This is a genomic window from Streptomyces sp. NPDC058663, from assembly GCF_042716745.1.
In the GTDB taxonomy this organism is placed as follows: Bacteria; Actinomycetota; Actinomycetes; order Streptomycetales; family Streptomycetaceae; genus Streptomyces.
Window position 1 is genome coordinate 57,409 of record NZ_JBHXRV010000045.1, and the last position, 21,852, is coordinate 79,260.

The 21,852-nt window shown below is 72.3% G+C and carries 20 protein-coding genes and 1 tRNA gene; 12 read left to right on the forward strand and 9 right to left on the reverse strand.

The window, feature by feature from the left end; genetic code table 11:
• Nucleotides 1-7: 7 nt before the first annotated feature.
• The 4 genes from hutI to hutU all read right to left on the reverse strand — a co-directional run bounded on the left by hutI (nucleotide 8) and on the right by hutU (nucleotide 5,548).
• Complete coding sequence (hutI, locus tag ACFWVV_RS28685) at nucleotides 8-1,177, reverse strand: imidazolonepropionase (protein ID WP_384355184.1); 1,170 nt, start codon at nucleotides 1,175-1,177, stop codon at nucleotides 8-10.
• Nucleotides 1,174-2,511 carry a formimidoylglutamate deiminase gene (locus ACFWVV_RS28690; protein ID WP_384355182.1) on the reverse strand — a complete coding sequence of 446 codons (1,338 nt, stop codon included), beginning with the start codon at nucleotides 2,509-2,511 and terminating at the stop codon, nucleotides 1,174-1,176. Before ACFWVV_RS28690 ends, hutI begins: the two co-directional genes overlap by 4 nt.
• On the reverse strand, nucleotides 2,508-3,713 hold the full coding sequence (locus tag ACFWVV_RS28695) for an allantoate amidohydrolase (RefSeq protein ID WP_384355271.1): 1,206 nt from the start codon (nucleotides 3,711-3,713) through the stop codon (nucleotides 2,508-2,510). Before ACFWVV_RS28695 ends, ACFWVV_RS28690 begins: the two co-directional genes overlap by 4 nt.
• Nucleotides 3,714-3,868: 155 nt before the next feature.
• Nucleotides 3,869-5,548: a urocanate hydratase gene (hutU, locus tag ACFWVV_RS28700; RefSeq protein ID WP_384355180.1), complete on the reverse strand. Its 1,680-nt coding sequence runs from the start codon at nucleotides 5,546-5,548 to the stop codon at nucleotides 3,869-3,871.
• Between the two features lie 299 nt (nucleotides 5,549-5,847).
• Between hutU and ACFWVV_RS28705 the strand changes: the two genes are divergently transcribed.
• From ACFWVV_RS28705 to ACFWVV_RS28725, 5 genes are all read left to right on the forward strand, one after another.
• A complete protein-coding gene (locus ACFWVV_RS28705) occupies nucleotides 5,848-6,018 on the forward strand; it encodes a type II toxin-antitoxin system RelE/ParE family toxin (RefSeq protein WP_384355178.1) in 171 nt (56 codons plus the stop codon).
• 211 nt (nucleotides 6,019-6,229) lie between these two features.
• Nucleotides 6,230-6,628 carry a hypothetical protein gene (locus tag ACFWVV_RS28710; RefSeq protein ID WP_384355176.1) on the forward strand — a complete coding sequence of 133 codons (399 nt, stop codon included), beginning with the start codon at nucleotides 6,230-6,232 and terminating at the stop codon, nucleotides 6,626-6,628.
• On the forward strand, nucleotides 6,625-7,392 hold the full coding sequence (locus ACFWVV_RS28715; RefSeq protein ID WP_384355174.1) for a transcriptional regulator: 768 nt from the start codon (nucleotides 6,625-6,627) through the stop codon (nucleotides 7,390-7,392). Before ACFWVV_RS28710 ends, ACFWVV_RS28715 begins: the two co-directional genes overlap by 4 nt.
• Nucleotides 7,393-7,460: 68 nt before the next feature.
• A complete protein-coding gene (locus ACFWVV_RS28720; RefSeq protein WP_384355172.1) occupies nucleotides 7,461-7,871 on the forward strand; it encodes a roadblock/LC7 domain-containing protein in 411 nt (136 codons plus the stop codon).
• A 111-nt stretch (nucleotides 7,872-7,982) separates the two neighbouring features.
• The gene (locus ACFWVV_RS28725; protein ID WP_384355170.1) at nucleotides 7,983-8,354 is read left to right on the forward strand and encodes a hypothetical protein; all 372 of its coding nucleotides are present in this window, start codon (nucleotides 7,983-7,985) and stop codon (nucleotides 8,352-8,354) included.
• A 134-nt stretch (nucleotides 8,355-8,488) separates the two neighbouring features.
• Here ACFWVV_RS28725 and ACFWVV_RS28730 read toward each other — a convergent pair whose 3' ends face one another.
• Entirely contained in the window at nucleotides 8,489-9,340 is an 852-nt protein-coding gene (locus ACFWVV_RS28730; RefSeq protein WP_384355168.1) for a MurR/RpiR family transcriptional regulator, read from the reverse strand.
• A gap of 254 nt (nucleotides 9,341-9,594) precedes the next feature.
• On the opposite strand from ACFWVV_RS28730, the gene ACFWVV_RS28735 reads away from it, so the two are divergent.
• Nucleotides 9,595-10,041: a hypothetical protein gene (locus ACFWVV_RS28735; protein WP_384355166.1), complete on the forward strand. Its 447-nt coding sequence runs from the start codon at nucleotides 9,595-9,597 to the stop codon at nucleotides 10,039-10,041.
• Nucleotides 10,042-10,522: 481 nt separating this feature from the next.
• Here ACFWVV_RS28735 and ACFWVV_RS28740 read toward each other — a convergent pair whose 3' ends face one another.
• Nucleotides 10,523-11,914, reverse strand: coding sequence for a cystathionine beta-synthase (locus tag ACFWVV_RS28740; RefSeq protein ID WP_384355164.1), 1,392 nt, complete (start codon nucleotides 11,912-11,914; stop codon nucleotides 10,523-10,525).
• Between the two features lie 188 nt (nucleotides 11,915-12,102).
• On the opposite strand from ACFWVV_RS28740, the gene ACFWVV_RS28745 reads away from it, so the two are divergent.
• The 3 genes from ACFWVV_RS28745 (at nucleotide 12,103) to ACFWVV_RS28755 (ending at nucleotide 16,009) form a co-directional block, all read left to right on the forward strand.
• Entirely contained in the window at nucleotides 12,103-13,095 is a 993-nt protein-coding gene (locus ACFWVV_RS28745) for an SGNH/GDSL hydrolase family protein (protein ID WP_384355269.1), read from the forward strand.
• Between the two features lie 347 nt (nucleotides 13,096-13,442).
• A complete protein-coding gene (locus ACFWVV_RS28750) occupies nucleotides 13,443-14,663 on the forward strand; it encodes an acetyl-CoA C-acetyltransferase (protein WP_384355162.1) in 1,221 nt (406 codons plus the stop codon).
• A gap of 455 nt (nucleotides 14,664-15,118) precedes the next feature.
• Nucleotides 15,119-16,009, forward strand: a complete 891-nt coding sequence (locus ACFWVV_RS28755; protein WP_384355267.1) for a hypothetical protein — start codon at nucleotides 15,119-15,121, stop codon at nucleotides 16,007-16,009.
• A 60-nt stretch (nucleotides 16,010-16,069) separates the two neighbouring features.
• Here the strand turns inward: ACFWVV_RS28755 and ACFWVV_RS28760 are convergent, their stop codons facing one another.
• Nucleotides 16,070-16,381, reverse strand: a complete 312-nt coding sequence (locus tag ACFWVV_RS28760) for a hypothetical protein (RefSeq protein WP_384355160.1) — start codon at nucleotides 16,379-16,381, stop codon at nucleotides 16,070-16,072.
• 100 nt (nucleotides 16,382-16,481) lie between these two features.
• Between ACFWVV_RS28760 and ACFWVV_RS28765 the strand changes: the two genes are divergently transcribed.
• The gene (locus tag ACFWVV_RS28765) at nucleotides 16,482-16,712 is read left to right on the forward strand and encodes a DUF4287 domain-containing protein (protein ID WP_384355158.1); all 231 of its coding nucleotides are present in this window, start codon (nucleotides 16,482-16,484) and stop codon (nucleotides 16,710-16,712) included.
• 108 nt (nucleotides 16,713-16,820) lie between these two features.
• Here ACFWVV_RS28765 and ACFWVV_RS28770 read toward each other — a convergent pair whose 3' ends face one another.
• Both ACFWVV_RS28770 and ACFWVV_RS28775 read right to left on the reverse strand, forming a co-directional pair.
• Complete coding sequence (locus ACFWVV_RS28770; protein ID WP_384355156.1) at nucleotides 16,821-17,705, reverse strand: Bax inhibitor-1/YccA family protein; 885 nt, start codon at nucleotides 17,703-17,705, stop codon at nucleotides 16,821-16,823.
• 143 nt (nucleotides 17,706-17,848) lie between these two features.
• Nucleotides 17,849-17,931 (reverse strand) — tRNA-Leu (locus ACFWVV_RS28775).
• A gap of 429 nt (nucleotides 17,932-18,360) precedes the next feature.
• Between ACFWVV_RS28775 and ACFWVV_RS28780 the strand changes: the two genes are divergently transcribed.
• Nucleotides 18,361-19,137, forward strand: a complete 777-nt coding sequence (locus ACFWVV_RS28780; protein WP_384355154.1) for an ABC transporter ATP-binding protein — start codon at nucleotides 18,361-18,363, stop codon at nucleotides 19,135-19,137.
• Nucleotides 19,138-19,270: 133 nt separating this feature from the next.
• Nucleotides 19,271-21,808 (forward strand): ABC transporter permease, encoded by a 2,538-nt coding sequence (locus ACFWVV_RS28785; RefSeq protein ID WP_384355152.1) that lies wholly within the window; start codon nucleotides 19,271-19,273, stop codon nucleotides 21,806-21,808.
• Nucleotides 21,809-21,852: the final 44 nt, after the last annotated feature.

Sequence of the window (21,852 nt, forward strand, 5' to 3'; positions counted from 1 at the left end):
CCGCACCTCACCCGGCAAGCGCGCCGCTTCGCCAGACCGCCGAAACGAGCGGCACCCCGGGCCGGTAGGCCAGGTGTACGTGGCTGGGCGCGTCCAGCAGCACGAGGTCGGCGCGCGCCCCCTCGGTGAGCCGCCCCACGTCGGTGCGGCGCAGCGCCCTGGCCCCGCCCGCCGTCGCCGCCCACAGCGCCTCGTCGGGCGTCATCCCCATGTCGCGCACCGCGAGCGCGATGCAGAACGGCATCGACGAGGTGAACGAGGACCCCGGGTTGCAGTCCGTCGACAGCGCGACGACCGCCCCGGCGTCCAGCAGCCGCCGTGCGTCGGGCCACTGGGCACGGGTGGAGAACTCGGCCCCCGGCAGCAGCGTGGCCACGGTGTTGCCGTTCGCCAGCGCGTCCACGTCCGCGTCCGTGAGGTGCGTGCAGTGGTCGGCACTGGCGGCGTCCAGCTCCACGCCGAGCTGGACCCCGGGCCCGTACGACAGCTGGTTGGCGTGGATGCGCGGGATCAGGCCCTTCTCCTTGCCCGCGGTGAGGACGGCCCGCGCCTGGTCGCCGTCGAAGGCGCCCTTCTCGCAGAAGACGTCGATCCAGCGCGCGTAGGGGGCGCACGCGTCGAGCATCTCGCCGGTCACCAGGTCGACGTAGCCGGCCGGATCGCCGTCGAAGTCGGGGGAGACGATGTGCGCCCCGAGGTAGGTGACCTCCGATGTCTGGGCGCTCGCGATGCGCAGGGCACGCGTTTCGTCCTCGACGGTCAGCCCGTATCCCGACTTGGTCTCGAAGGTCGTGGTCCCCTGCCGCAGTGCCTCCTTGAGGTACTTCGCGAGGTTCGCGGCCAGCTCCTCGTCGGTCGCGGCCCGGGTCGCGGCGACGGTGGTCCTGATGCCGCCCGCCTCGTACGGCCGGCCCGACATGCGGGCGTTGAACTCCTGGGTCCGGTCGCCGCCGAAGACGAGGTGCGAGTGCGAGTCGACGAACCCGGGGATCGCGGCCCGCCCCCCGGCGTCGTGCACCGCGTCGGCGGCCGGGGCCTGCGCGGCGGGCCCCACCCAGGCGATCCGCTCGCCCTCGATCACGACGGCGGCGTTCTCGATCAGCCCGAGGGGCCCCTCGCCGAGGGCGGGGTCGTTGGTGACGAGGCTGCCGATACGGGTGATGAGGGTGGTGGTCATACGTGCAGGGCTCCGATCGCCGCCGCCAGGGCGGCCGCCGTGTCCGGGAGGGTGGTGTGGACTCCGTCGCGGACCACCTGGCGGCCGCCGACGACCGTGTGGCGGACGTCCGCGCCCGTGGCGGCGAAGACGGCGGTTTCCGCGCCCAGTATCGGGGCGGGGCCCGCGGTGCGGACGGTGTCCAGAGCGATGGTGGTGAGGTCGGCGAGCGCGCCCGCTTCGATGGTGCCGGCGTCCGCCCAGCCCAGTGCCGCGTGGCCGTCGGCACAGGCGGCGCGGAGCAGGGCTGCCGCGGTCCAGTGGCCCCGGGTGCGCGAGCGCAGGCGTTCGTTCAGCTCCATGGCGCGGGCTTCTTCGAACAGGTCGATGACGGCGTGGCTGTCGCTGCCGAGACAGAGCGGGGAGCCGGCCCGCTGGAGGGGCAGGGCCGGGCCGATGCCGTCCGCCAGGTCGCGTTCCGTCGTCGGGCACATGCAGGTGCCGGTGCCGGACGTGCCGAGGAGCTTGATGTCGGCCTCGGTCAGGTGGGTGTTGTGCACACCGGTGGTCCGCGGGCCCAGCACGCCGTGGTCGGCGAGGAGCTGGGTGGGGGTGCAGCCGTGTGCGGCCTGGCAGGCGTCGTTCTCCGCGGTCTGCTCGGAGAGGTGGACGTGGAGGGGGGCCCCGCGCTCCCGTGCCCAGTCGGCGACCGTGGCGAGTTCCTCGGCCGGTACCGCCCGTACCGAGTGGATCGCCGCCCCGTGCCGTACGTGCGCGGAGTCCTTCAGGCCCGAGGAGACGCGGGCCGCCCAGGCGTCGGCCGTGCCGTCCGAGAAGCGGAGCTGGTGGGGTTCGGGGGCGGCGCCGAATCCTGAGGACAGGTAGGCGGTGTCGAGCAGGGTGATCCTGATGCCCGCGTCGTGGGCGGCGGCGACCAGGGCCTCGCCCATGGCGTTCGGGTTGGCGTAGGGCTTCCCGCCGGGGGCGTGGTGGACGTAGTGGAACTCGCCGACCGAGGTGATGCCCGCCAGCGCCATCTCCGCGTACACGGCACGGGCCAGGGCGTAGTAGGTGGCCGGGGTGAGGCGGGAGGCGACGCCGTACATGACCTCGCGCCAGGTCCAGAAGGTCCCCGAGCCGACCTGGACCGAGGAGCGCAGGGCCCGGTGGAAGGCGTGCGAGTGGGCGTTGGCCAGGCCGGGGAGGGTGAGGCCCCGCAGCGCGGACGCGCCGGAGGGCGGTGCCTCCACTCCCTTGTGCAGGGCGGTGATCCGGCCGTCCTGGGACACGTCCACCGTGACGCCCGGCTCGACGTGGGTGCCGAGCCAGGCGTGTTCCAGCCAGTAGGTCGTCATGCGCAGGCGAGACCTTCCGTTGTGTCGGCGAGCGCGCGGACCCCGGCGACGCAGTCGTCCTCGGCTGCGAACTCCGCCGGGGAGTGCGAGACGCCGGTGGGGTTGCGTACGAACAGCATGGCGGTCGGGACGGACGCGGAGAGGATCCCGGCGTCGTGTCCGGCGCCCGTCCCCAGGACGGGAAGGCGCCGGGCGCCTTCGCCGCGGTCCAGCAGCCGGGCGAGTTCGTCGCGCAGGGCGTGCTCGAACTCGACGACCGGGGTGAAGGACTCCCGCACCACCGTGAGGTCGATGCCCGCCCGGGCGGCCGCCTCATGCGCCGCGGCCTCGATCCCGGCGATCACCCGGTCCAGGGTGTCCTGGTCGGCGGCGCGCGAGTCGAGCCAGCCGCGCACCAGGGACGGGATCGCGTTGACGCCGTTCGGTTCGACGGAGATCTTGCCGAACGTGGCCAGGGCGCCGGTGAGTTCGGCCTCCCGGCGGGCCGCGAGCACCGTCTCGGCGTACGTGAGCATGGGGTCGCGGCGGTCCACCAGGCGGGTGGTGCCGGCGTGGTTGGCCTCGCCGCGGAAGTCGTACCGCCAGCGGCCGTGCGGCCAGATCGCGGAGGCGATGCCGACGGCGTCCCCGGACAGGTCCAGCGCCCGGCCCTGCTCGACGTGCAGTTCGACGAAGGCGCCGATACGGGCCAGGCGTTCGGGGTCGGGGCCGATCGTGGCGGGGTCGTACCCGGCCGCCTCCATCGCCTGCGGGAGGGTGATCCCGTCGCCGTCGCGCAGCGCGTACGCCTGCTCGGGGGTGAGCTGTCCGGCGGTGAGGCGGGAGCCGACGCAGGCGAGGCCGAAGCGGGCGCCCTCCTCGTCACCGAAGTTGGTGATGGCCACCGGTCGGGTGAACTCCGCTCCCCTGTGGCGGAGTTCATCGAGCGCGGCGAAGGAGGAGACCACGCCGAGCGGGCCGTCGAAGGCGCCGCCGTCGGGGACGGAGTCCAGGTGGGAGCCGATCACGACGGCGTCGCCCGCCAGCGGGTCGCCCTGCCAGGCCCACTGGTTGCCGTTGCGGTCCAGCTCGTAGGTGAGGCCGCGGGCCTCGGCCTGGGTGCGGAACCAGGCCCGGCAGTCGGCGTCGGCGCCGCTCCAGGCGTACCGCCGGTAGCCGCCGGACACCTTGTCCCTGCCGAGCGGCAGCAGGTCGGCCCACATGGTGTGGAAGCTGTCGGCACCGGTGGCGGGGGCGCCCGGGGCGGGGGCGCCGGAGGTGGGACCGCCCGGGACGGAGGCACCGGTGGTGGGACCGCCCGGAGCGGAGGCGCCGGCGGTGGGTGCCTCCGTCCCGGGGCGGCGCGGGTCGTCCGTGCTCACGCGTCGTCACCCTCGCGCATGGGGATGCGGACGCCCTGCGCGTCGGCGGTGGCCTCCGCCTCCTCGTAGCCGGCGTCGACGTGCCGGATGACGCCCATGCCGGGGTCGTTGGTGAGCACGCGGCGGATCTTCTCGCCGGCGAGCTTCGTACCGTCGGCGACGGACACCTGGCCCGCGTGGATCGAGCGGCCCATGCCGACGCCGCCGCCGTGGTGGAGGGAGACCCAGGAGGCGCCCGAGGCGACATTGACCATGGCGTTGAGCAGCGGCCAGTCGGCGATGGCGTCGGAGCCGTCCTTCATCGCCTCGGTCTCGCGGTACGGGGAGGCCACCGACCCGCAGTCGAGGTGATCGCGGCCGATGGCGAGAGGGGCGGCGAGGGTGCCGTCGGCCACCATGTCGTTGAACAGCTCGCCCGCCCTGTCGCGCTCGCCCTGGCCGAGCCAGCAGATCCGGGCGGGCAGGCCCTGGAAGTGGACGCGCTCGCCGGCCATCTTGATCCAGCGGTGCAGCGACGCGTTCTGCACCGAGTCGTTCTCCGGGAAGAGCTTGAGGAGTTCGCGGTCCGTCTTGTGGATGTCGGACGCCTCGCCGGACAGGGCGGCCCAGCGGAAGGGGCCCCTGCCCTCGCAGAACAGCGGGCGGATGTACGCCGGGACGAAGCCGGGGAAGTCGAACGCGCGGGAGTAGCCCGCGAGCCGGGCTTCGCCGCGGATCGAGTTGCCGTAGTCGAAGACCTCGGCGCCGGCGTCCATGAAGCCGACCATGGCCTCGACGTGCCTGGCCATGGACTCGCGGGCACGCGTGGTGAATCCGGCCGGGTCCTTGGCCGCCGCGTCCGCCATGTCGTCGAACCCGGTGCCCACGGGGAGGTAGGCGAGCGGGTCGTGGGCGGAGGTCTGGTCGGTGACGATGTCGACGGGGGCGCCCTCGGCGAGCATCCGGGGCAGCAGCTCGGCGGCGTTCCCCAGCAGGCCGATGGAGAGCGGCCTGCGCTGGTCGCGGGCCTCGACGGCCAGCTGGAGGGCGTGTTCCAGGGAGTCGGCGCGGACGTCCAGGTACTTGTGCTCGATGCGGCGCTCGATGGCGCGCGGGTCGACGTCGATGCAGATCGCGACGCCGTCGTTCATGGTGACGGCCAGCGGCTGGGCGCCGCCCATGCCGCCGAGGCCCGCGGTGAGCGTGATGGTCCCGGCGAGGGTGCCGCCGAAGCGCTTGGCGGCGACGGCGGCGAAGGTCTCGTAGGTGCCCTGGAGGATGCCCTGGGTGCCGATGTAGATCCAGGAACCGGCGGTCATCTGGCCGTACATGGTCAGGCCGAGGGCCTCCAGACGGCGGAACTCCTCCCAGTTCGCCCAGTCGCCGACCAGGTTGGAGTTGGCGATCAGGACGCGCGGGGCCCACTCGTGGGTCTGCATGACACCGACCGGGCGGCCGGACTGGACGAGCATCGTCTCGTCCTGCTTGAGGGTCTTCAGGGTGCGCACCATGGCGTCGAAGGAGCGCCAGTCGCGGGCGGCCTTGCCGGTGCCGCCGTAGACGACGAGCTTGTCGGGGTGCTCCGCCACCTCGGGGTCGAGGTTGTTCTGCAGCATGCGCAGAGCGGCCTCCTGCTGCCATCCCAGGGCACTGAGCTCCGTACCGCGCGGGGCTCGTACGGGTCGGGGTCCTGACATGGGTGCCTCCTGGGGACGCGAGCATGAGGTTGTTATTCACATCCTCAGCTTCTGAATAGAACTAGTCAATACCTGGCCCTGTGACCACGGCCGGGCGCGGGGGCCTGCGCCGGGGCTGCGGTGGGGTGGAGACGAGTGCCGACAGCGGCTGCGCCGGATCGGGGAACGGGCGGAAGAGCCTGGCTGAACGGGCCGGCGGACGCAGCCGAGGCCGAAGGCACGGAGGGGTCCGTCTCCCTCGAAGAGGGTGGCCGCGCAGCTACGGCGTCCTGCACCGGCTCGCCGAACTCCAGAAGGCCATGGACCGGGGCGACACCTCGGCGTTCGGCATCAAGGCCCTCCAGGGCCACTCCGCCCGCCTGCGGCTGCGCATCGGTGACTACCGGGCCGTCTGCACCGTCGAGGACGCCAAGCGCATCCTCCGGGTACTGACCGTCGCGGGCCGGCGCGACGTCCACCGCGGGACCTGAGCACCGGCCGACCACCACGAAGGTGACGCACCTCAGTCCGCGGCCCGTCCCTGCCGGCACCGGCGGGCGCGGCGCCGGGGCGCCGACAGGCTAGTGCGGAGCAAGGCGTTCCGTTGGAATATGCCAGAACTGCCTCTCCCCGCCCCGCAGTTGCGTAACGTCGGATCCGTCGCGCACGTGGTGCGTGGATCCGGGGGGAGGGGAGTTCTGCGTGTCCGGAATCGACGCGTGTCTGGTCGAGGCGATGGAGTTGCCCGGTGCACGCGGGGCGGCCGTCGTCGACTGGACCAGCGGGCTCGCGCTCGGTACGGCCGGGGAGGCCGCGGGCGGGGACGGCGAGCGAGCCGCCGCCGAGTCCGCCGAGCTGGCCAGGATGGCCGCCGAGCACGCCACCTTCGCCCCGGGCCCGCCGCACCGCGACGACGGAAAGGGGCTCCCGGTCGAGGACGTCATCCTCACCACCCGCACCGATTACCACCTGCTGCGGTACGTGGAGACCTCCTTCGACAGCAGCGTCTTCCTCCACCTGTGGCTCGACCGCGAACAGGGCAACCTCGCCCTGGCCCGGCTGCGCCTCGCCGACCTCGCCGAACGGCTGGTACTGGGATGACCACCGCCCTGCAGGCACCCCCGCCGCCCTCCCCCATGCTCGTCCGGCTCGCCGAGGAGCGCGCCACCGGAGCCCTGCTGCGCGACCACGGCACCCTCTACCTCGTGAACGGCCAGGTGGTGCACGCGGAGAGCCCGGCGGCGCCCGGCCTGGAGGTGCTGCTCACCAAGCGGCTGCCCCGCGAGGGCTGGCAGGAGGCCTTCGACCGGGCGGGGCCGGACGGAAGGGTGGGCCGCTTCCTGGTGGACAGCGGGCGGCTGGCCGGCGGGGAGCTCGAACTCGCGCATCTGGGCGCCCTGTTCGACGCCGCGTTCTTCGCGCTCGCGCCGGGCAGCGGACCGACCCGGTTCCGGCACGGGGTGGCGCACTGGATGGGCCCGGTGCGGCCGGTGTCCGCACGGCTGGTGGCCCGCGAGTGCCAGCGCCGCCGCGAACTGCTCGACGAGCTGTGGCCCTACCCGGACACCGACCACTCGCCCGTCGTCCGCGGTGCAACGGACGGCCACGTCCCCCGCCGCCAGCAGGACGTGCTGGACCTCGCGGACGGGGTGCGCACCCCCGCCGACATCGCGCGGGCACTCGGCAGGCCCGCCTTCCACACCCTGATCGACGTACGGCGCCTGGCCGCCGCCGGTGCGGTGACGACCCCGCGCGAGGCGCCCCGGCCCGCTCCCGTCGCCCTGCCGCCCTGGGTCGGGCCGGTGACCGAGGACCCGGACATCGCCCTGCTGCGACGGCTCCGCAACGCCCTGGAGGCCCTGTGAGACGTGCCCTGCGCACCCGCACCCTACGGACCGCCGCCGACCAGCGGCGCTCGGACAGGAGGGCCGCCGTGCCGCAGCCGAGGCCGCCCGACCCGGCCGTCCTGGAGGAGCTGAGACGGCTGCGGGCCCGCCTCCCCCAGCTGTCCGGGGCACTCGCCGCCAGCGTCGACGGCCTGGTGCTCGCCGAGGACGCGGGCACCGTCGAGGCGGAGGGCGTCGCCGCGCTCACGGCCGCGGCCCTCGGCGTCTCGATGCGGCTTGCCGAGGCGACGGGCCAGGGCGGCTTCCGGGAGCTGCTCGTACGGGGCGAGGGCGGTTACGTCGCCACGTACGCCGCCGGCGCCTCGGCCGTCCTCACCCTGCTCGCCGAGCCCAGGATCAACGTGGGCCGGCTGCATCTGGAGGCGCGGCGGGCCGGCGCCCGGATAGGCGAGCTCGTCGACGACCGCGACCTCCGCACGGCCACCACGACCAGTTGAAGCCCGGCCGCCGGCCGGGCCGTACCGACCCGTCCGACCGCCCTCCGACCGACCTCCGACCGACCTCCGACAGATCCGATCCACGTCCCACAGAAGGAAGTGCGAGCACTCATGGCCAACACCGAAGCGGCTCTCAAGGAAGCGATGACCATCGAGGGCACCGTGGGTGTCGCCCTCGTCGACTACACGAGCGGCATGGCGCTGGGCACCGCGGGCGGCACCAAGGAGCTCGACCTCACGGTCGCCGCCGCGGGCAACACCGACGTGGTGCGCGCCAAGGTGCGCACCATGGAGCACCTCGGGCTGAACGACGAGATCGAGGACATCCTGATCACGCTCGGCACCCAGTACCACCTGATCCGGCTGCTGAAGGGCCGCGGCACCAGCGGACTCTTCCTCTACCTGGCGCTCGACAAGAGCCGGGCGAACCTCGCGATGGCACGGCACCAGCTCAAGCGGATAGAGGCCGAGCTGGAGGTCTGAGCCACCTCCGGGCGGGGGCGCACTCCACGACGGAGCGCCCCCGCCCGCGCACCGCACCACCCCGCGCTGCTCCACGAGGAGCCCCCGCCCCCCGGCCCGCGCTACTCGACGAAGAGCCCGCGCACCGGCCCGCGCTACTCGACGAAGAGCCCGCGCACCCCGGCCCGTACGTCGAACTCCTCCAGCCGGGCCTGCGCGTCCGGCAGCCCGTCGCACATCGCCTCCAGCAGCACCCGCCCCAGCAGCATCGGCGCGCACGCGGTGTCGAAGGCGAGCCCGGTGCCGACCGCGCCCGGGATCAGCAGGTCACTGTGGGCGGCGACCGGCGCGAACGCCGAGTCGGCGACCGTGATCACGGTCAGCCCCTGCTCCCGCGCGTACGCCAGCGCCTCCACCACCTCGCGCGGGTGACGCGGCAGCGCGAAGCACAGCAGCACTCGCGCACCCGCCCCGCGGGCCGCGTCGATCCGGTCCGCGAGCATCGAGCCGCCCTCGTCGAGCAGCCGTACGTCCGGGTGCACCTTGGCCGCGAAGTAGGCGAAGCCACGGGCCTGCGAGGACGCGGCGCGCAGCCCCAGCACCGGCAGCACCCGGGAGGACGCGAGGAGCCGGCCGGCCCGCTCGACGGGTTCCGGGTCGGCGAGCAGTTCGGCCAGCTGCCGCAGGTTCGCCATCTCGCCGAGGACCGCCTGCTGGTACTCGTTGTACGAGGCAGCCCCGTCCGCCGCGCCTTCGGCGGGGGTGAACTCCCGCAGGTGCTTGCGCAGCGCGGGGTACCCGTCGAAGCCGAGCGCGACCGCGAACCGGGTCACCGACGGCTGGCTGACCCCCGCCAGCTCGGCCAGCTCCACGCTCGACAGGAACGGCACGTCGGCGGCTGCGCGCACCATGCTGTGCGCGATCCTGCGCTGGGTCGGGGTGAGCCGCCGCCCCTCGAACAGCTGCTGGAGGCGCGCGGCGGCCGACTCCTTGCCCGTCTCGCCCATGACCGACCCCACATCCTTGACTTCCGCCGTACCCGTGACCTCTATTCAGTCACGCGAAATCCTGCATGACCATATACAGAACGGGTCCGCCGGTCGCCGCGGGCCAGGGGGGCGCACGACTGCGAGGCACCCGCTCTCTGCGCTCTCCGGCGCTCGACTGCGGGACACCGCACCCGGGCCGGGGGGTATCCCGCAGCGGAATACGGGGGCTTACCCCAATGTCCCGGGCCCTTCGGCTCCGTACCGTCGGATACATGGACGCATCAGGCCGTGCTCGCGATCCCGAGCTGAAGAAGGACCTGGACGCCACCGTGCACGCCCGGAGGGAACTCGGGGCGGACTACGAGGCGGCCCTGGTCGAATCGTTCCTGGAGAAAGTCGAGCAACGCCTCGACACCACGGTCGACCGGCGGGTCCGCCGGCAGCTGGCCGAGCAGCAGCTCACCGTCGCCCGGGGCGAGTCCCGGCCCGCCAAGCCGTCCTCCGGGGACGGCGGCTTCGGGGAGCGGTTCGGCTTCGCGGTCATCACGCTGATCCTGGCCATCCCGCTGTCCGCGATAGCCGTGGCGAACGCGGGACTGGCGGGGCTGCTGATCAGCTGGGTGGGCATCCTCGGGGTGAACGCGGTGCACGCCGCGCGGGGCTGGCCGTGGGCCAGTGGGGGGCACGGGCGGCCGAAGACTTCGGAGTGGGACCTGTGAGCGCCTGAGGCGACCGTCCAAGGGTGCGAGCCCGGGGTACCGGGCCTTGGGGGTACGGGCCCGGGGTGAGCGCGCCGGGTGGGTGCCTCACGTGGCCCCCCGGGGTGCGTGCCCGAGGCGCGTGCCCGGGGTGCCGCCTCGGGCGGGTGCCTGACGCGGGGACCGCCGCACCCCCGGCTGCCGGGGGGCGGGACGACGGCGGTCCCCGCGAGGAACACGGTCCGGGTCAGGCCGGTGGCCGTGTTCTGACGTCCGCGGAGGCCCGGGAGCCGCTCCGGTTGTCCGTGACGTCGGCAGGAACCACTGTGCCGGTGCCGTGTTAAGCGGGTGCTGCCACGGCATGACGTGCTCGTACCGTTCGTGCGAAGAGCGCGCGGACCGCGGGCCGCGCCTTGCACAGCGCGGGCGGACCCCCACGGGCGGGCCCCGACGGCCGCTCCCCGCGGCCCCGTACGGCGGGAACCGCGGGAGCGGAGGGGTGTCAGCCCTTCGCGAGGAAGGCGAGCAGGTCCTGCCGGCTCACCACGCCGGTCGGCTTGCCCTCGACCAGCACGATCGCCGCGTCGGCGCCGCCCCTGCCGCCGAGCACGCTCATCAGGTCCTCGACCGGCTCGCCGGAACCGACCTGCGGCAGCGGGGCGGACATGTGCCGCTCCAGCGGGTCGCCGAGCGAGGCGCGCTGGGCGAACAGGGCGTCCAGCAGCTCGCGTTCGACGACCGAGCCGATGACCTCGGCGGCCATCACGTCCGGGTGCCCCGCGCCCGGCTTCACGATCGGCATCTGCGAGACGCCGTACTCGCGCAGCACCTCGATGGCCTGGCCGACGGTCTCCTCCGGGTGCATGTGCACCAGGTGCGGCATGGCACCGCCCTCCTTGTACTGGAGGACGTCGCCGACGCGCGCGGAGGGACCGGAGTCCTCCAGGAAGCCGTAGTCGGCCATCCATTCGTCGCTGAAGATCTTGCTCATGTAGCCGCGCCCGCTGTCCGGCAGCAGGACGACGACCACGTCGTCCGGGCCGAGCCGCTCGGCGACCCGGAGCGCACCGACGACCGCCATGCCGCAGGAGCCGCCGACGAGCAGGCCCTCCTCCTTGGCGAGGCGGCGGGTCATCTGGAAGGAGTCCTTGTCGGAGACCGCGACGATCTCGTCCGTGACGCTCTTGTCGTAGGCGGTCGGCCAGAAGTCCTCACCGACGCCCTCGACGAGGTACGGCCGGCCGGAGCCGCCCGAGTACACCGAGCCCTCGGGGTCGGCACCGATGACGGTGACCTTGCCGCCGCTGACCTCCTTCAGGTAGCGGCCGGTGCCGGAGATGGTGCCTCCGGTGCCGACACCCGCGACGAAGTGGGTGATCTTCCCGTCCGTCTGGTCCCAGAGCTCGGGGCCTGTGGTCTCGTAGTGCGAGCGCGGGTTGTTCGGGTTGCTGTACTGGTCCGGCTTCCAGGCGCCCGGCGTCTCGCGCACCAGCCGGTCGGAGACGTTGTAGTACGAGTCCGGGTGCTCGGGGTCCACGGCGGTGGGGCAGACCACGACCTCGGCGCCGTACGCCCGCAGCACGTTGATCTTGTCGAGCGACACCTTGTCGGGGCAGACGAAGATGCACTTGTAGCCCTTCTGCTGGGCCACGATCGCGAGACCGACACCGGTGTTGCCGGAGGTCGGCTCGACGATGGTGCCGCCGGGCTGGAGCGCTCCGCTCTCCTCGGCCGCCTCGATCATGCGCACGGCGATCCGGTCCTTCACGGACCCGCCGGGGTTGAAGTATTCGACCTTCGCAAGGACGGTCGCCTGAATGCCTGCGGTCACTCGGTTCAGCTTCACCAGCGGGGTGTTGCCTACGAGGCTGATCATCGAGTCGTGAAATCGCACGTCTTCTCCGGGGTCTCCGTGATGGTCCGGCCAGAGTAGACCGCTCCTCCTCCGCTCGTATTCACCCTTGGGTGAGATTGAGCAACACCCTCTACCGGGCAGTTAGCAGATGTACGGACCGGTATTCGTACGGATGTTCCCGCGCAAGGTTCTTCGAGGAGGTGGCTGCGACTGTGTCGAGGGCGAGGGTGGCGCGGCGGATCGCCGCGGGCGCGGCGTACGGCGGTGGTGGCATCGGGCTGATCGGGGCCGCGACGGTGGGCCTGGTGATCGCCGAGGTGCAGCTGGCGAAGCGGGCGGTGGGCGGCGGGGTGGCGCCGATCGCGCCGCCCGCGGACGGTCTGTACGGCACCGACTTCGTGGGGCGCTCGGAGCTGCCGGCGCTGCGGCTCGGCGTTCTGGGCGACTCGACCGCCGCGGGTCAGGGGGTCCGGCGCGCGGGGCACACCCCGGGCGCCCTGCTCGCCTCGGGTCTCGCCGCGGTCGCCGAACGGCCGGTCGAACTGCGGAACGTGGCACTGCCCGGCGCCATGTCCGACGACCTGGACCGCCAGGTATCGCTCCTGGTGCGCGATCCGCTCAGCCCCCCGGACGTGTGCGTGATCATGATCGGGGCGAACGACGTCACGCACCGTATGCCGCCGACCCAGTCGGTACGTCATCTCTCCACGGCGGTACGCAGGTTGCGGACGGCCGGCGCCGAGGTCGTCGTCGGCACCTGCCCCGACCTGGGCACGATCGAGCCGGTCTACCAGCCCCTGCGCTGGCTGGCCCGCCGGGTCTCGCGGCAGCTGGCGGCGGCGCAGACGATCGGCGTGGTGGAGCAGGGCGGCCGTACGGTCTCGCTGGGCGACCTGCTGGGACCCGAGTTCGAGGCCAACCCGAGGGAACTGTTCGGCCCGGACAACTACCACCCCTCGGCGGAGGGCTACTCCACGGCCGCCATGGCGGTCCTGCCCACGCTGTGCGCGGTGCTGGGACTGTGGCCCGAATCGGACCGTCCGGACGGCTCCCGGGACGAGGGCATGCTGCCGGTCGCGCGGGCGGCCACCAAGGCGGCGGAGGAAGCGGGCACGGAGGTCACCGGCGCCCGTGCCCCCTGGGCCCTCCTCAAGCACCGCCGCCGCCGCCGCATCCCCGCCGCCCCGGACCCAGCCAGCCCCCAGGACGCCACCCACTGACCCGCCGCCCGCTTGGGCGGCGGGGCCACCCCCCGGGGGCGGCGGGGCCACCCACCCCCCCTCGGGCGGCGGGGCCGCCCCCCGGGGGCGGAACGGGCGGGCAAGGGGGCGGCCCCCGGCGGAGCCGAACACCACACACCCCGCCCAGCCCCGGCCCCCGCCGCAGGGTCCCGCTCCGGCCCCGGAGCGGTCCGCTGCGCGGAGCCAAACCCCGCTCACCCCCCTGAGCAACCGCTTAGAAGTGCGTCCCGTGTCACACCGCCCACCCGGTGACCCCCACCGGTACGGCCCGGTAACTTCGTGGGCGGACCGCCCACTTCACCCCCCGCGCACCCCAGGAGCCCCGGATGCCCGAAGCCGTCATCGTCTCGACCGCCCGCTCCCCCATCGGCCGCGCCTTCAAGGGCTCCCTCAAGGACCTGCGCGCGGACGACCTCACCGCGACCATCATCCAGGCCGCCCTCGCCAAGGTCCCCGAGCTCGACCCCCGCGACATCGACGACCTGATGCTCGGCTGCGGCCTCCCCGGCGGCGAGCAGGGCAACAACCTGGGCCGCATCGTCGCCGTACAGATGGGCATGGACCACCTCCCGGGCTGTACGGTCACCCGCTACTGTTCCTCCTCCCTCCAGACCTCCCGCATGGCACTGCACGCCATCAAGGCCGGCGAGGGCGACGTCTTCCTCTCGGCGGGCGTCGAGATGGTGTCGCGCTTCACCAAGGGCAACTCGGACTCCCTCCCGGACACGCACAACCCGCTGTTCGCCGACGCCGAGGCCCGTACGGCCGCCCGCGCCGAGCAGGAGGGCGCCGACTGGCACGACCCCCGCGAGGACGGCCTGGTCCCGGACGCGTACATCTCCATGGGGCAGACCGCCGAGAACCTGGCCCGCCTCAAGGGCGTGACCCGCGCCGACATGGACGCCTTCGGCGTCCGCTCGCAGAACCTCGCCGAAGAAGCTCTGAAGAACGGCTTCTGGGAGCGCGAGATCACCCCGGTCACCACCCCCGACGGCACGGTCGTCGCCAAGGACGACGGCCCGCGCGCGGGCGTCACCCTCGAAGGCGTCTCGGGCCTGAAGCCCGTCTTCCGCCCCGACGGCCTGGTCACCGCCGCCAACTGCTGCCCGCTCAACGACGGCGCCGCCGCCCTGGTGATCATGTCCGACACGAAGGCCCGCGAGCTGGGCCTGACCCCGCTCGCCCGGATCGTCTCCACCGGCGTCTCCGGCCTCTCCCCCGAGATCATGGGCTACGGCCCGGTCGAGGCCAGCAAGCAGGCCCTGAAGCGGGCGGGACTGAGCATCGGCGACATCGACCTCGCCGAGATCAACGAAGCGTTCGCCGCCCAGGTGATCCCCTCGTACCAGGACCTCGGCCTGGACCTCGACAAGGTCAACGTCAACGGCGGCGCCATCGCCGTCGGCCACCCCTTCGGCATGACCGGCGCCCGGATCACCGGCACGCTGATCAACAGCCTCCAGTTCCACGACAAGCAGTTCGGCCTGGAGACGATGTGCGTCGGCGGCGGCCAGGGCATGGCCATGGTCATCGAGCGCCTCAGCTGACCCACCGGATCCCCTCCCCGTCCCGCCCGGCACGCGCCTAAAGCGGCGGCCACCTCCCTCCGGGGGTGGCCGCCGCGGTCTGCCCGAATGTGTGACGCCTCACGAAACCCCCGTACCACCGGGCGCACGCGGCAACCCGAGCGCACAATCGACTGAGCGCCTCGGGGAGCACACACCCTTCACTCCCCCCGCGCGCCCCGTCACACGCTTCGCGTCCCAGCCGTGACCCAATCTCCCCCAGGATGTGACCTCTCTCCTGGGAAGGCAGGGTTCCCGCAGGTCACAGGTGTTTGCGGACGAAGTGCCAGGACCAAAGACCTGTCCAATTCGTGACGTTATGCACTGACGGCAAGCACACGTGCACGGAAAGCTGAGGTAGGAAGTCGGGGGATCGGTCGGGGGACCGATGTCGGTCAGGGGATCGCAATGAATTCAGGAGTACGTCAGTGAGCGCCATGTCTGTTGCCCTGCTGCTCGCCACCGCTGCCACGGCGGCCGTCGGCGGCGCCGCCCTGCACACCGTCGCCGGACTCCGCAAGGAGGTCGCCGCCCTGCGCGCCGACCGTGCGGCCGATCGCGCGGAGGCCGCCGAGCCGCGGGAACGGGCCGCACTCGCCGTTCTCCCCCACCAGAGCCGCAGCAGCGAGATGCCGCTGACGCCGGCCGCCGAGATACGGGCCGCCGTCACCGAGGCACTGGCCGAGGAGCGGGAGCGGGAACTCGCCGAGGCGCGGGCGTTCTGGGCCGCACAGGAGGCCCGTGACGCCGCCGACGCCCCCTCGACGCTGACCGGGTTCAGCGCCGCCGAGCAGGACGCCTTCTCGTATCTCGGCCCGGAGCCCGCCGACTTCTTCGAGAGCATGGACGACGGGGAGCTCCAGCGGATGCTGCGCGCCGCCCAGGCCCGTGCCGACGCGGAGGAGGCGGCCGAGGCCGCCGCGGAGGACTTCCCCGAGGACTCCGCGGAACTGGCCGCCGCCCGCCGCAGGCACCCCTCGCACCCCGACTTCGTCCCGGTGCGCACCCCCACGGTCATCGCCGGTGACGACGAGTCCACCCTGCGCCGCCTGGAGGAGCTCGCCGAGGCCCGCGTGGTCCTGGCCGACATCCGGCCAGGCCCGCTCGGCACCCTCGACATGTACGTCTTCACGGACGGTACGACGCTGGGCATGACCCCCGGGCACCGCGACACCGCGGAGCTGCTGGGACAGGCGCTGCGCGACGGGAACCCGCCGGTCCTGCTGGGCGGCTCCAGCCTCTCCGGGGCGTACGCGCTGACCTTCTCCTGCGGCGAGGAGAACGTCTACATCCTCGCGGACCGCGTCATCGCCTCGATGCCCGAGTAGGCAACCCCGCGGGCTCCCGGCAGGTCTCAGAAACTCGCCGGGCGGGCCTCGGAGCAGGTCTCAGAGCCTCGCCCCGGCCGCCTCCACCAGCGCCACGGCCTCGTCCAGTTCACCGGACGGGGCCGTTCCCACGACCAGCGCCAGATCCCGCCCCGCCACGGCGAGTTGGTCGGCGACGGCGAACATGCCCGCGTCGGGCATGGTCACCGGCTGTCTGCCGGGGAACTCAAGGCGCTGCGCCCGCAGCGCGAGTTCCCTGGCCAGCGCGAGGCCTTCGGCTGCGGCCCCGTGCCGCAGCCGGCTCTCGGGGGTGGTCCGCAAGCGGTCGGCGAGCCGTTCCACGGCGGTCAACAGGGGTGTCGTATCCAGCACATCGCGACCCTACGCGCCCGCCCGGGACTGTTGCCAACGGGCGGGTCCTCAGGCACGGTGGCGTGAAGGACCAGCAAGCGCAATGCCTCCGGAGGCGCCGATGTCCCAAGTCTTCTCCGAAGAGACCCACCGCAACCTGCTCTCCCGGATCCCCCACTGCACCGGTCGTGAAGTGTCCGACTGGCTGCGCGCAGTGGACGAAGGCCCCTCCCTCTTCCGCTTCGAGGAAAAGGTGAGCTGGCTCCGCAGCGAACACAACCTCGCGTACGGCCACGCCAAGGCGATCATCCACGAGTACGACCTGCGCCGGGCCGCCCGCAAGTTCTTCTGAACCCCGCCCCCGACCCCCGACGACCCGACCGGCGAGCCCCGGCACGCTCAAGGGCCCGCAGACCGTTGCGCACGGTCTGCGGGCCCTTGCGGGGTGTGAGCGCCGGAGTTAGTCGTCGCCACTGAGGATGGACACCAGACGCAGCATCTCCAGGTAGATCCACACCAGGGTCATGGTGAGGCCGAAGGCGGCCAGCCAGGACTCCTCGCGCGGCGCGCCGTAGGCGACACCGTCCTCGACCTGCTTGAAGTCCAGCGCCAGGAAGAACGCGCCGAGCAGCACGCCGACGACGCCGAACAGGATGCCCAGGCCGCCGCTGCGGAAGCCGAGGCCGTCACCGCCCGCGAACACCATGAAGAGCAGGTTCACGGCGGTGAGCACCATAAAGCTGATCGCGGCGATGATCACGAAGCGGGTGAAGCGGGCGGTGACCCGGATGATCCGGGTCTTGTACAGCACGAGCATGGTGGCGAAGACCGCCATCGTGCCCAGTACCGCCTGCATCGCGGCGCCCGGCGCGATGAAGGTGTTGACGTAGTTGCTGATCGCGCCGAGGAAGAGGCCCTCGAACGCCGCGTACGCCAGGATCAGCGGCGGCATCGGCTTGCTCTTGAACGACTGGATCAGGCCGAGCACCATCGCCAGCAGACCGGCGCCGATGGCCAGGCCGAGCGACATCTGGGTGACCCAGGCCACGGCCGCACCGGCGATCACGGTGCCGAGCGTGATCGCCGTACGGCTGACCACGTCGTCCATCGTCATCACGCTGCCGCGCGGCGGCGCCACGGGGGCGCCGTACTGGTCCTGCTGTGCGTACGGGTTGGTCGCGTACGGGTTCGTCGCGTCCTGGGCGTAGGGGTTGCCCTGGGCGTACGGGTTGCCCGCGGTTCCGACGGCGGGGCCCCCGGCCTGCGGCTGCTGCGCGTTGAAGCCCGCGTAGCCGTTGTCGCGGCTGAACCCCCGTCGCGAGAAGACCGGGTTGCTGCTCCTCATTTCACTCCTCCATGGCCGCCGTATGCAGCCTTGACTCAAGAGTAATGGGGGCGCAAAGAAACCACCCCTGTACCAGAGGAGGATCTTTCCCTCATCGCGGGGAACAGGAGGCGAACGCCGCGCTCCGCTGCAGGCTGCGAACGTGCCCGGAACCGGACTCGAACCGGTACGCCCCCGAGGGGCAGCGAGGTTTAAGCTCGCCGTGTCTGCATTCCACCATCCGGGCAGGGCGCGCGGCCGCGACAATGGCTCAGAGCCTATCCGCAGACCTCCCCCGAACAGCGGCAGATCGCCCCCATGCTGTCTTATTTTATGGGCGCTTGATGGACCGTCACCCACGGGGCGGTCCCCGGGGCGCACGCCCGACCAGGCGTGCAGCCGTACCGTCCACCGGCAGCGGGTGTACGGGATTGACGGAAACTAGCCCCCTTTCGCCCGGGTCGGACCGCCCGCTCGCCGTTCCCGCCAGGTGCGCGGGCCGCCCCGCCCGTCCCGTCCTCCGTCTCGGGGTCGCCGTCATACTCAAGGAGGACGGGAGCACCGGCGGGTCAGACCGGAGGCTGTCCCGGGAACCGCCGTGCGGAGGGACTCCGGCACGTAAAAGCGACGTGAGGATGGGAAGCGTCCCCCCAAGCGTCCCGACAGGAGCTCCACCGTGACCACGTACCCCCAGCAGTCCCTGCACCGCGCCACCGCGGTGGCCGCCCGCGCCACCGAGCTGTCCAAGGTCTACGGGCACGGCGAGACCCAGGTCGTCGCGCTGGACCGGGTGTCGGTGGACTTCCACCAGGGCGAGTTCACGGCGATCATGGGCCCCTCCGGCTCCGGCAAGTCGACCCTCATGCACTGCGTCGCCGGCCTCGACTCCTTCTCCTCCGGCTCGGTGCGCATCGGCGAGACCGAGCTCGGCGCCCTGAAGGACAAGCAGCTCACCCAGCTGCGCCGGGACAAGATCGGCTTCATCTTCCAGGCGTTCAACCTGCTGCCCACGCTGAACGCGCTGGAGAACATCACGCTCCCGATGGACATCGCCGGCCGCAAGCCCGACCAGGCGTGGCTGGAGAAGGTCATCGAGATGGTCGGCCTGTCCGGGCGGCTGAAGCACCGCCCGTCCGAGCTGTCCGGCGGCCAGCAGCAGCGGGTGGCCGTGGCCCGTGCCCTGGCCAGCCGCCCGGAGATCATGTTCGGCGACGAGCCCACCGGAAACCTGGACTCCCGCTCGGGCGCCGAGGTGCTGGGCTTCCTGCGCAACTCGGTGCGCGAGCTGGGCCAGACCGTCGTCATGGTCACCCACGACCCGGTCGCCGCCTCCTACGCGGACCGGGTGATCTTCCTGGCCGACGGCCGGATCGTCGACGAGATGCTGCACCCCACCGCGGACGGCGTCCTCGACCGGATGAAGGACTTCGACACCAAGGGCCGTACGAGCTGACCACCCGCTCCGGACCTCACGGGCACTGAGCGGACCCCGTCCGCCCGGGACCCCAGCGGCTCGAAGCGGCGTCCACCCGCTCCGGCCCGCCCTCCCCCACCCAGGCTTCTCTCCTCCACCAGGACGTCACTCCATGTTCCGCACCGCCCTGCGCAATGTGCTCGCGCACAAGGCCAGGCTGCTGATGACCGTGCTCGCCGTGATGCTCGGCGTCGCCTTCGTCTCCGGCACCCTGATCTACAGCGACACCCTCCACAACGCCTTCCGCCAGCAGTCCAGCAAGGGGCTCGGCAAGGTGGCCGTCGGCATCACCGACTACGGCAGCCGCCCCGACGAGGCCGAGAAGCGGCCCGGCATCAGCCAGGCCCAGCTCGACAAGATCGCTGCCGTGCCCGGCGCGCAGTCGGCCACCGGCCTGGTCGAGGGCTTCGCGGGCGCCGCCGACCGCAGCGGCAAGCTGATCGCCCAGGGCTGGTCCAACAAGGGCGGCAACTTCTTCCCCGGCAAGGACGGCAAGGACGGACGCTTCACCTTCACCGACGGCAGCGGCCCGGCCGCCCCCGGTGAGATAGCCCTCGACCGCGCCACCGCAGAAAAGGGCGGGTACAAGGTCGGCGACCGGATCCGCATCGCCACCAACCGCCCGGTGAAGGAGTACACCCTCAGCGGTGTCTTCACCTCCGACCAGGGCTCCGTCAACTCGGGCGGCAGCCTGGTGCTCTTCGACACCAGGACCGCCCAGGAGCTCTTCCTCAAGCCCGGCTACTACGCCTCGGCCACCGTGGCCGCCGAGCCCGGCGCCGACCAGGACGCCCTGCAGAAGGCGATCACACCGCTGGTGTCGAAGGACGCCACCGTGCAGACCGGCCGGGAGCTCGCCGCCGACGAGGAGCGGATGGTCACGGAGTCGACCAAGGTCCTCACCCAGATCCTGCTGGGCTTCGCCGGCATCGCGCTGTTCGTCGGCATCTTCCTGATCTCCAACACCTTCACCATGCTGGTCGCCCAGCGCACCAAGGAACTCGCGCTGATGCGGGCGGTGGGTGCCTCCCGCAAGCAGGTCACCCGCTCGATCCTGGCCGAGGCGGGCATCGTCGGCCTGATCGCCTCCGTGATCGGTTTCGCCCTCGGTGCCGGCATGGCCGCCGCCCTGGGCCCGGTGATGGACTCCCTGGGTGCCCAGCTCCCGTCCGGCCCGCTGGTCGTCGGCGCGACCCCGGTGCTCACCTCGCTCGCCGTCGGCGTGCTGATCACGATGCTCGCCGCCTGGCTGCCCGCCCGCCGGGCCGCGAAGATCCCGCCGGTCGCCGCGATGAGCAGCGTGCACGCCACCCCGTCGACGAAGTCCCTGGTGGTACGGAACGTCATCGGGGGAATCGTCACCGGCATCGGGGCGGCCACCATCGTCGGCGGCGCGGCCATGGGCAAGGAGACCGGCCGGCTGCTCATCGGCGGCGGCGCGTTCCTGACCCTGATCGGCGTCATCATCCTGATCCCGCTGCTGTCGCGTCCGGTGATCGCCCTGCTGCGTCCGCTGCTGCACCGCGTGTTCAAGGTCTCCGGCAAGCTGGCCGGGCTGAACTCGGTCCGCAACCCGCGCCGCACCGGCGCCACCGCCTCCGCGCTGGCCATCGGCCTGACCCTGGTGACCGGTCTGACCGTCCTCGGCGTGACCATGGGCCGGGCGATCGACAAGCAGACCACGGACATCGTCAAGGCCGACTACATGGTCTCGATGGCCAACAAGTCCTCCATGGACAAGACCGTCATCGACGCACTGGCCGGGGCGAAGGGCGTCGCCGCCTCCTCGCCGCAGCAGTACGGCGGCCTCAAGGGTCCGGGCGACACCTACCAGAACGCCGTCGGCGTCACCCCGGGCGACGTCGAGAAGGTCCTGAACCTGTCCGTGGTCAAGGGCTCGCTCGGCGGACTGTCCCGCGGTGAGGTCGCCGTCGACGAGAAGACCGCCAAGGAGGAGGGCTACCGGGTCGGCCAGGTCCTGGACATGGCCTTCGAGGACGGGAAGAAGACCAAGCTCACCATCGGCGCGGTCTACGGGCACACCGAATTCGTCTCCGGCATCATGATCGACGCCAAGACCCTGGACAAGCACACCCAGGAGCCGCTCATCTACTCCGCGTACGTCGCCATGGACGGCGGCGCGAGCGCGGCCAACGAGCAGGCCCTGGTCGACGCCCTCGGCAAGAACCCGGCGATCGTCATCATGGACAGCGACGACATCCGCAACGAGTTCGGCGGCGTCGTCAACCAGATGCTCAACATCATGTACGGCCTGCTCGCCATGGCCCTGATCATCGCCGTGCTCGGTGTCGTCAACACCCTCGCGATGTCCGTCTTCGAGCGCCAGCAGGAGATCGGCATGCTGCGGGCGATCGGCCTGGCCCGCACCAAGGTCAAGACCATGATCCGGCTGGAGGCCGTGGTGATCTCGGTGTTCGGCGCCGTGGTCGGCGTGGTCCTCGGTACCTTCCTGGCCTGGGCCCTCGGCCAGACCGTCAAGGACCAGATCACCGGCTACTCGCTGGTCGTCCCGTGGGACCGCATCGGCATCTTCCTGGTGCTGGCCGGCGTGGTCGGTGTCCTGGCCGCCATGTGGCCGGCCCGCAGCGCGGCGCGGCTGAACATGCTCTCCGCCATCAAGGCCGAGTAGTCCGGGAACGGGACAGCAGGCGGCCCCCGCGACGTGTGCACGTC

Bases quoted from the DNA above. Each gene is read 5' to 3' on its own strand.
- ACFWVV_RS28725 (WP_384355170.1), top strand. From the start codon at position 7,983: ATGGCCAACACCGAAGCGGCTCTCAAGGAAGCGATGACCATCGAGGGC.
- hutU (WP_384355180.1), bottom strand. From the start codon at position 5,548: ATGTCAGGACCCCGACCCGTACGAGCCCCGCGCGGTACGGAGCTCAGT.
- ACFWVV_RS28755 (WP_384355267.1), top strand. From the start codon at position 15,119: ATGTCTGTTGCCCTGCTGCTCGCCACCGCTGCCACGGCGGCCGTCGGC.
- ACFWVV_RS28735 (WP_384355166.1), top strand. From the start codon at position 9,595: ATGGACGCATCAGGCCGTGCTCGCGATCCCGAGCTGAAGAAGGACCTG.
- ACFWVV_RS28730 (WP_384355168.1), bottom strand. From the start codon at position 9,340: ATGGGCGAGACGGGCAAGGAGTCGGCCGCCGCGCGCCTCCAGCAGCTG.
- ACFWVV_RS28695 (WP_384355271.1), bottom strand. From the start codon at position 3,713: ATGTGGGCCGACCTGCTGCCGCTCGGCAGGGACAAGGTGTCCGGCGGC.
- ACFWVV_RS28765 (WP_384355158.1), top strand. From the start codon at position 16,482: ATGTCCCAAGTCTTCTCCGAAGAGACCCACCGCAACCTGCTCTCCCGG.
- ACFWVV_RS28705 (WP_384355178.1), top strand. From the start codon at position 5,848: ATGGACCGGGGCGACACCTCGGCGTTCGGCATCAAGGCCCTCCAGGGC.
- ACFWVV_RS28690 (WP_384355182.1), bottom strand. From the start codon at position 2,511: ATGACGACCTACTGGCTGGAACACGCCTGGCTCGGCACCCACGTCGAG.
- ACFWVV_RS28785 (WP_384355152.1), top strand. From the start codon at position 19,271: ATGTTCCGCACCGCCCTGCGCAATGTGCTCGCGCACAAGGCCAGGCTG.
- ACFWVV_RS28770 (WP_384355156.1), bottom strand. From the start codon at position 17,705: ATGAGGAGCAGCAACCCGGTCTTCTCGCGACGGGGGTTCAGCCGCGAC.
- ACFWVV_RS28750 (WP_384355162.1), top strand. From the start codon at position 13,443: ATGCCCGAAGCCGTCATCGTCTCGACCGCCCGCTCCCCCATCGGCCGC.
- ACFWVV_RS28715 (WP_384355174.1), top strand. From the start codon at position 6,625: ATGACCACCGCCCTGCAGGCACCCCCGCCGCCCTCCCCCATGCTCGTC.
- hutI (WP_384355184.1), bottom strand. From the start codon at position 1,177: ATGACCACCACCCTCATCACCCGTATCGGCAGCCTCGTCACCAACGAC.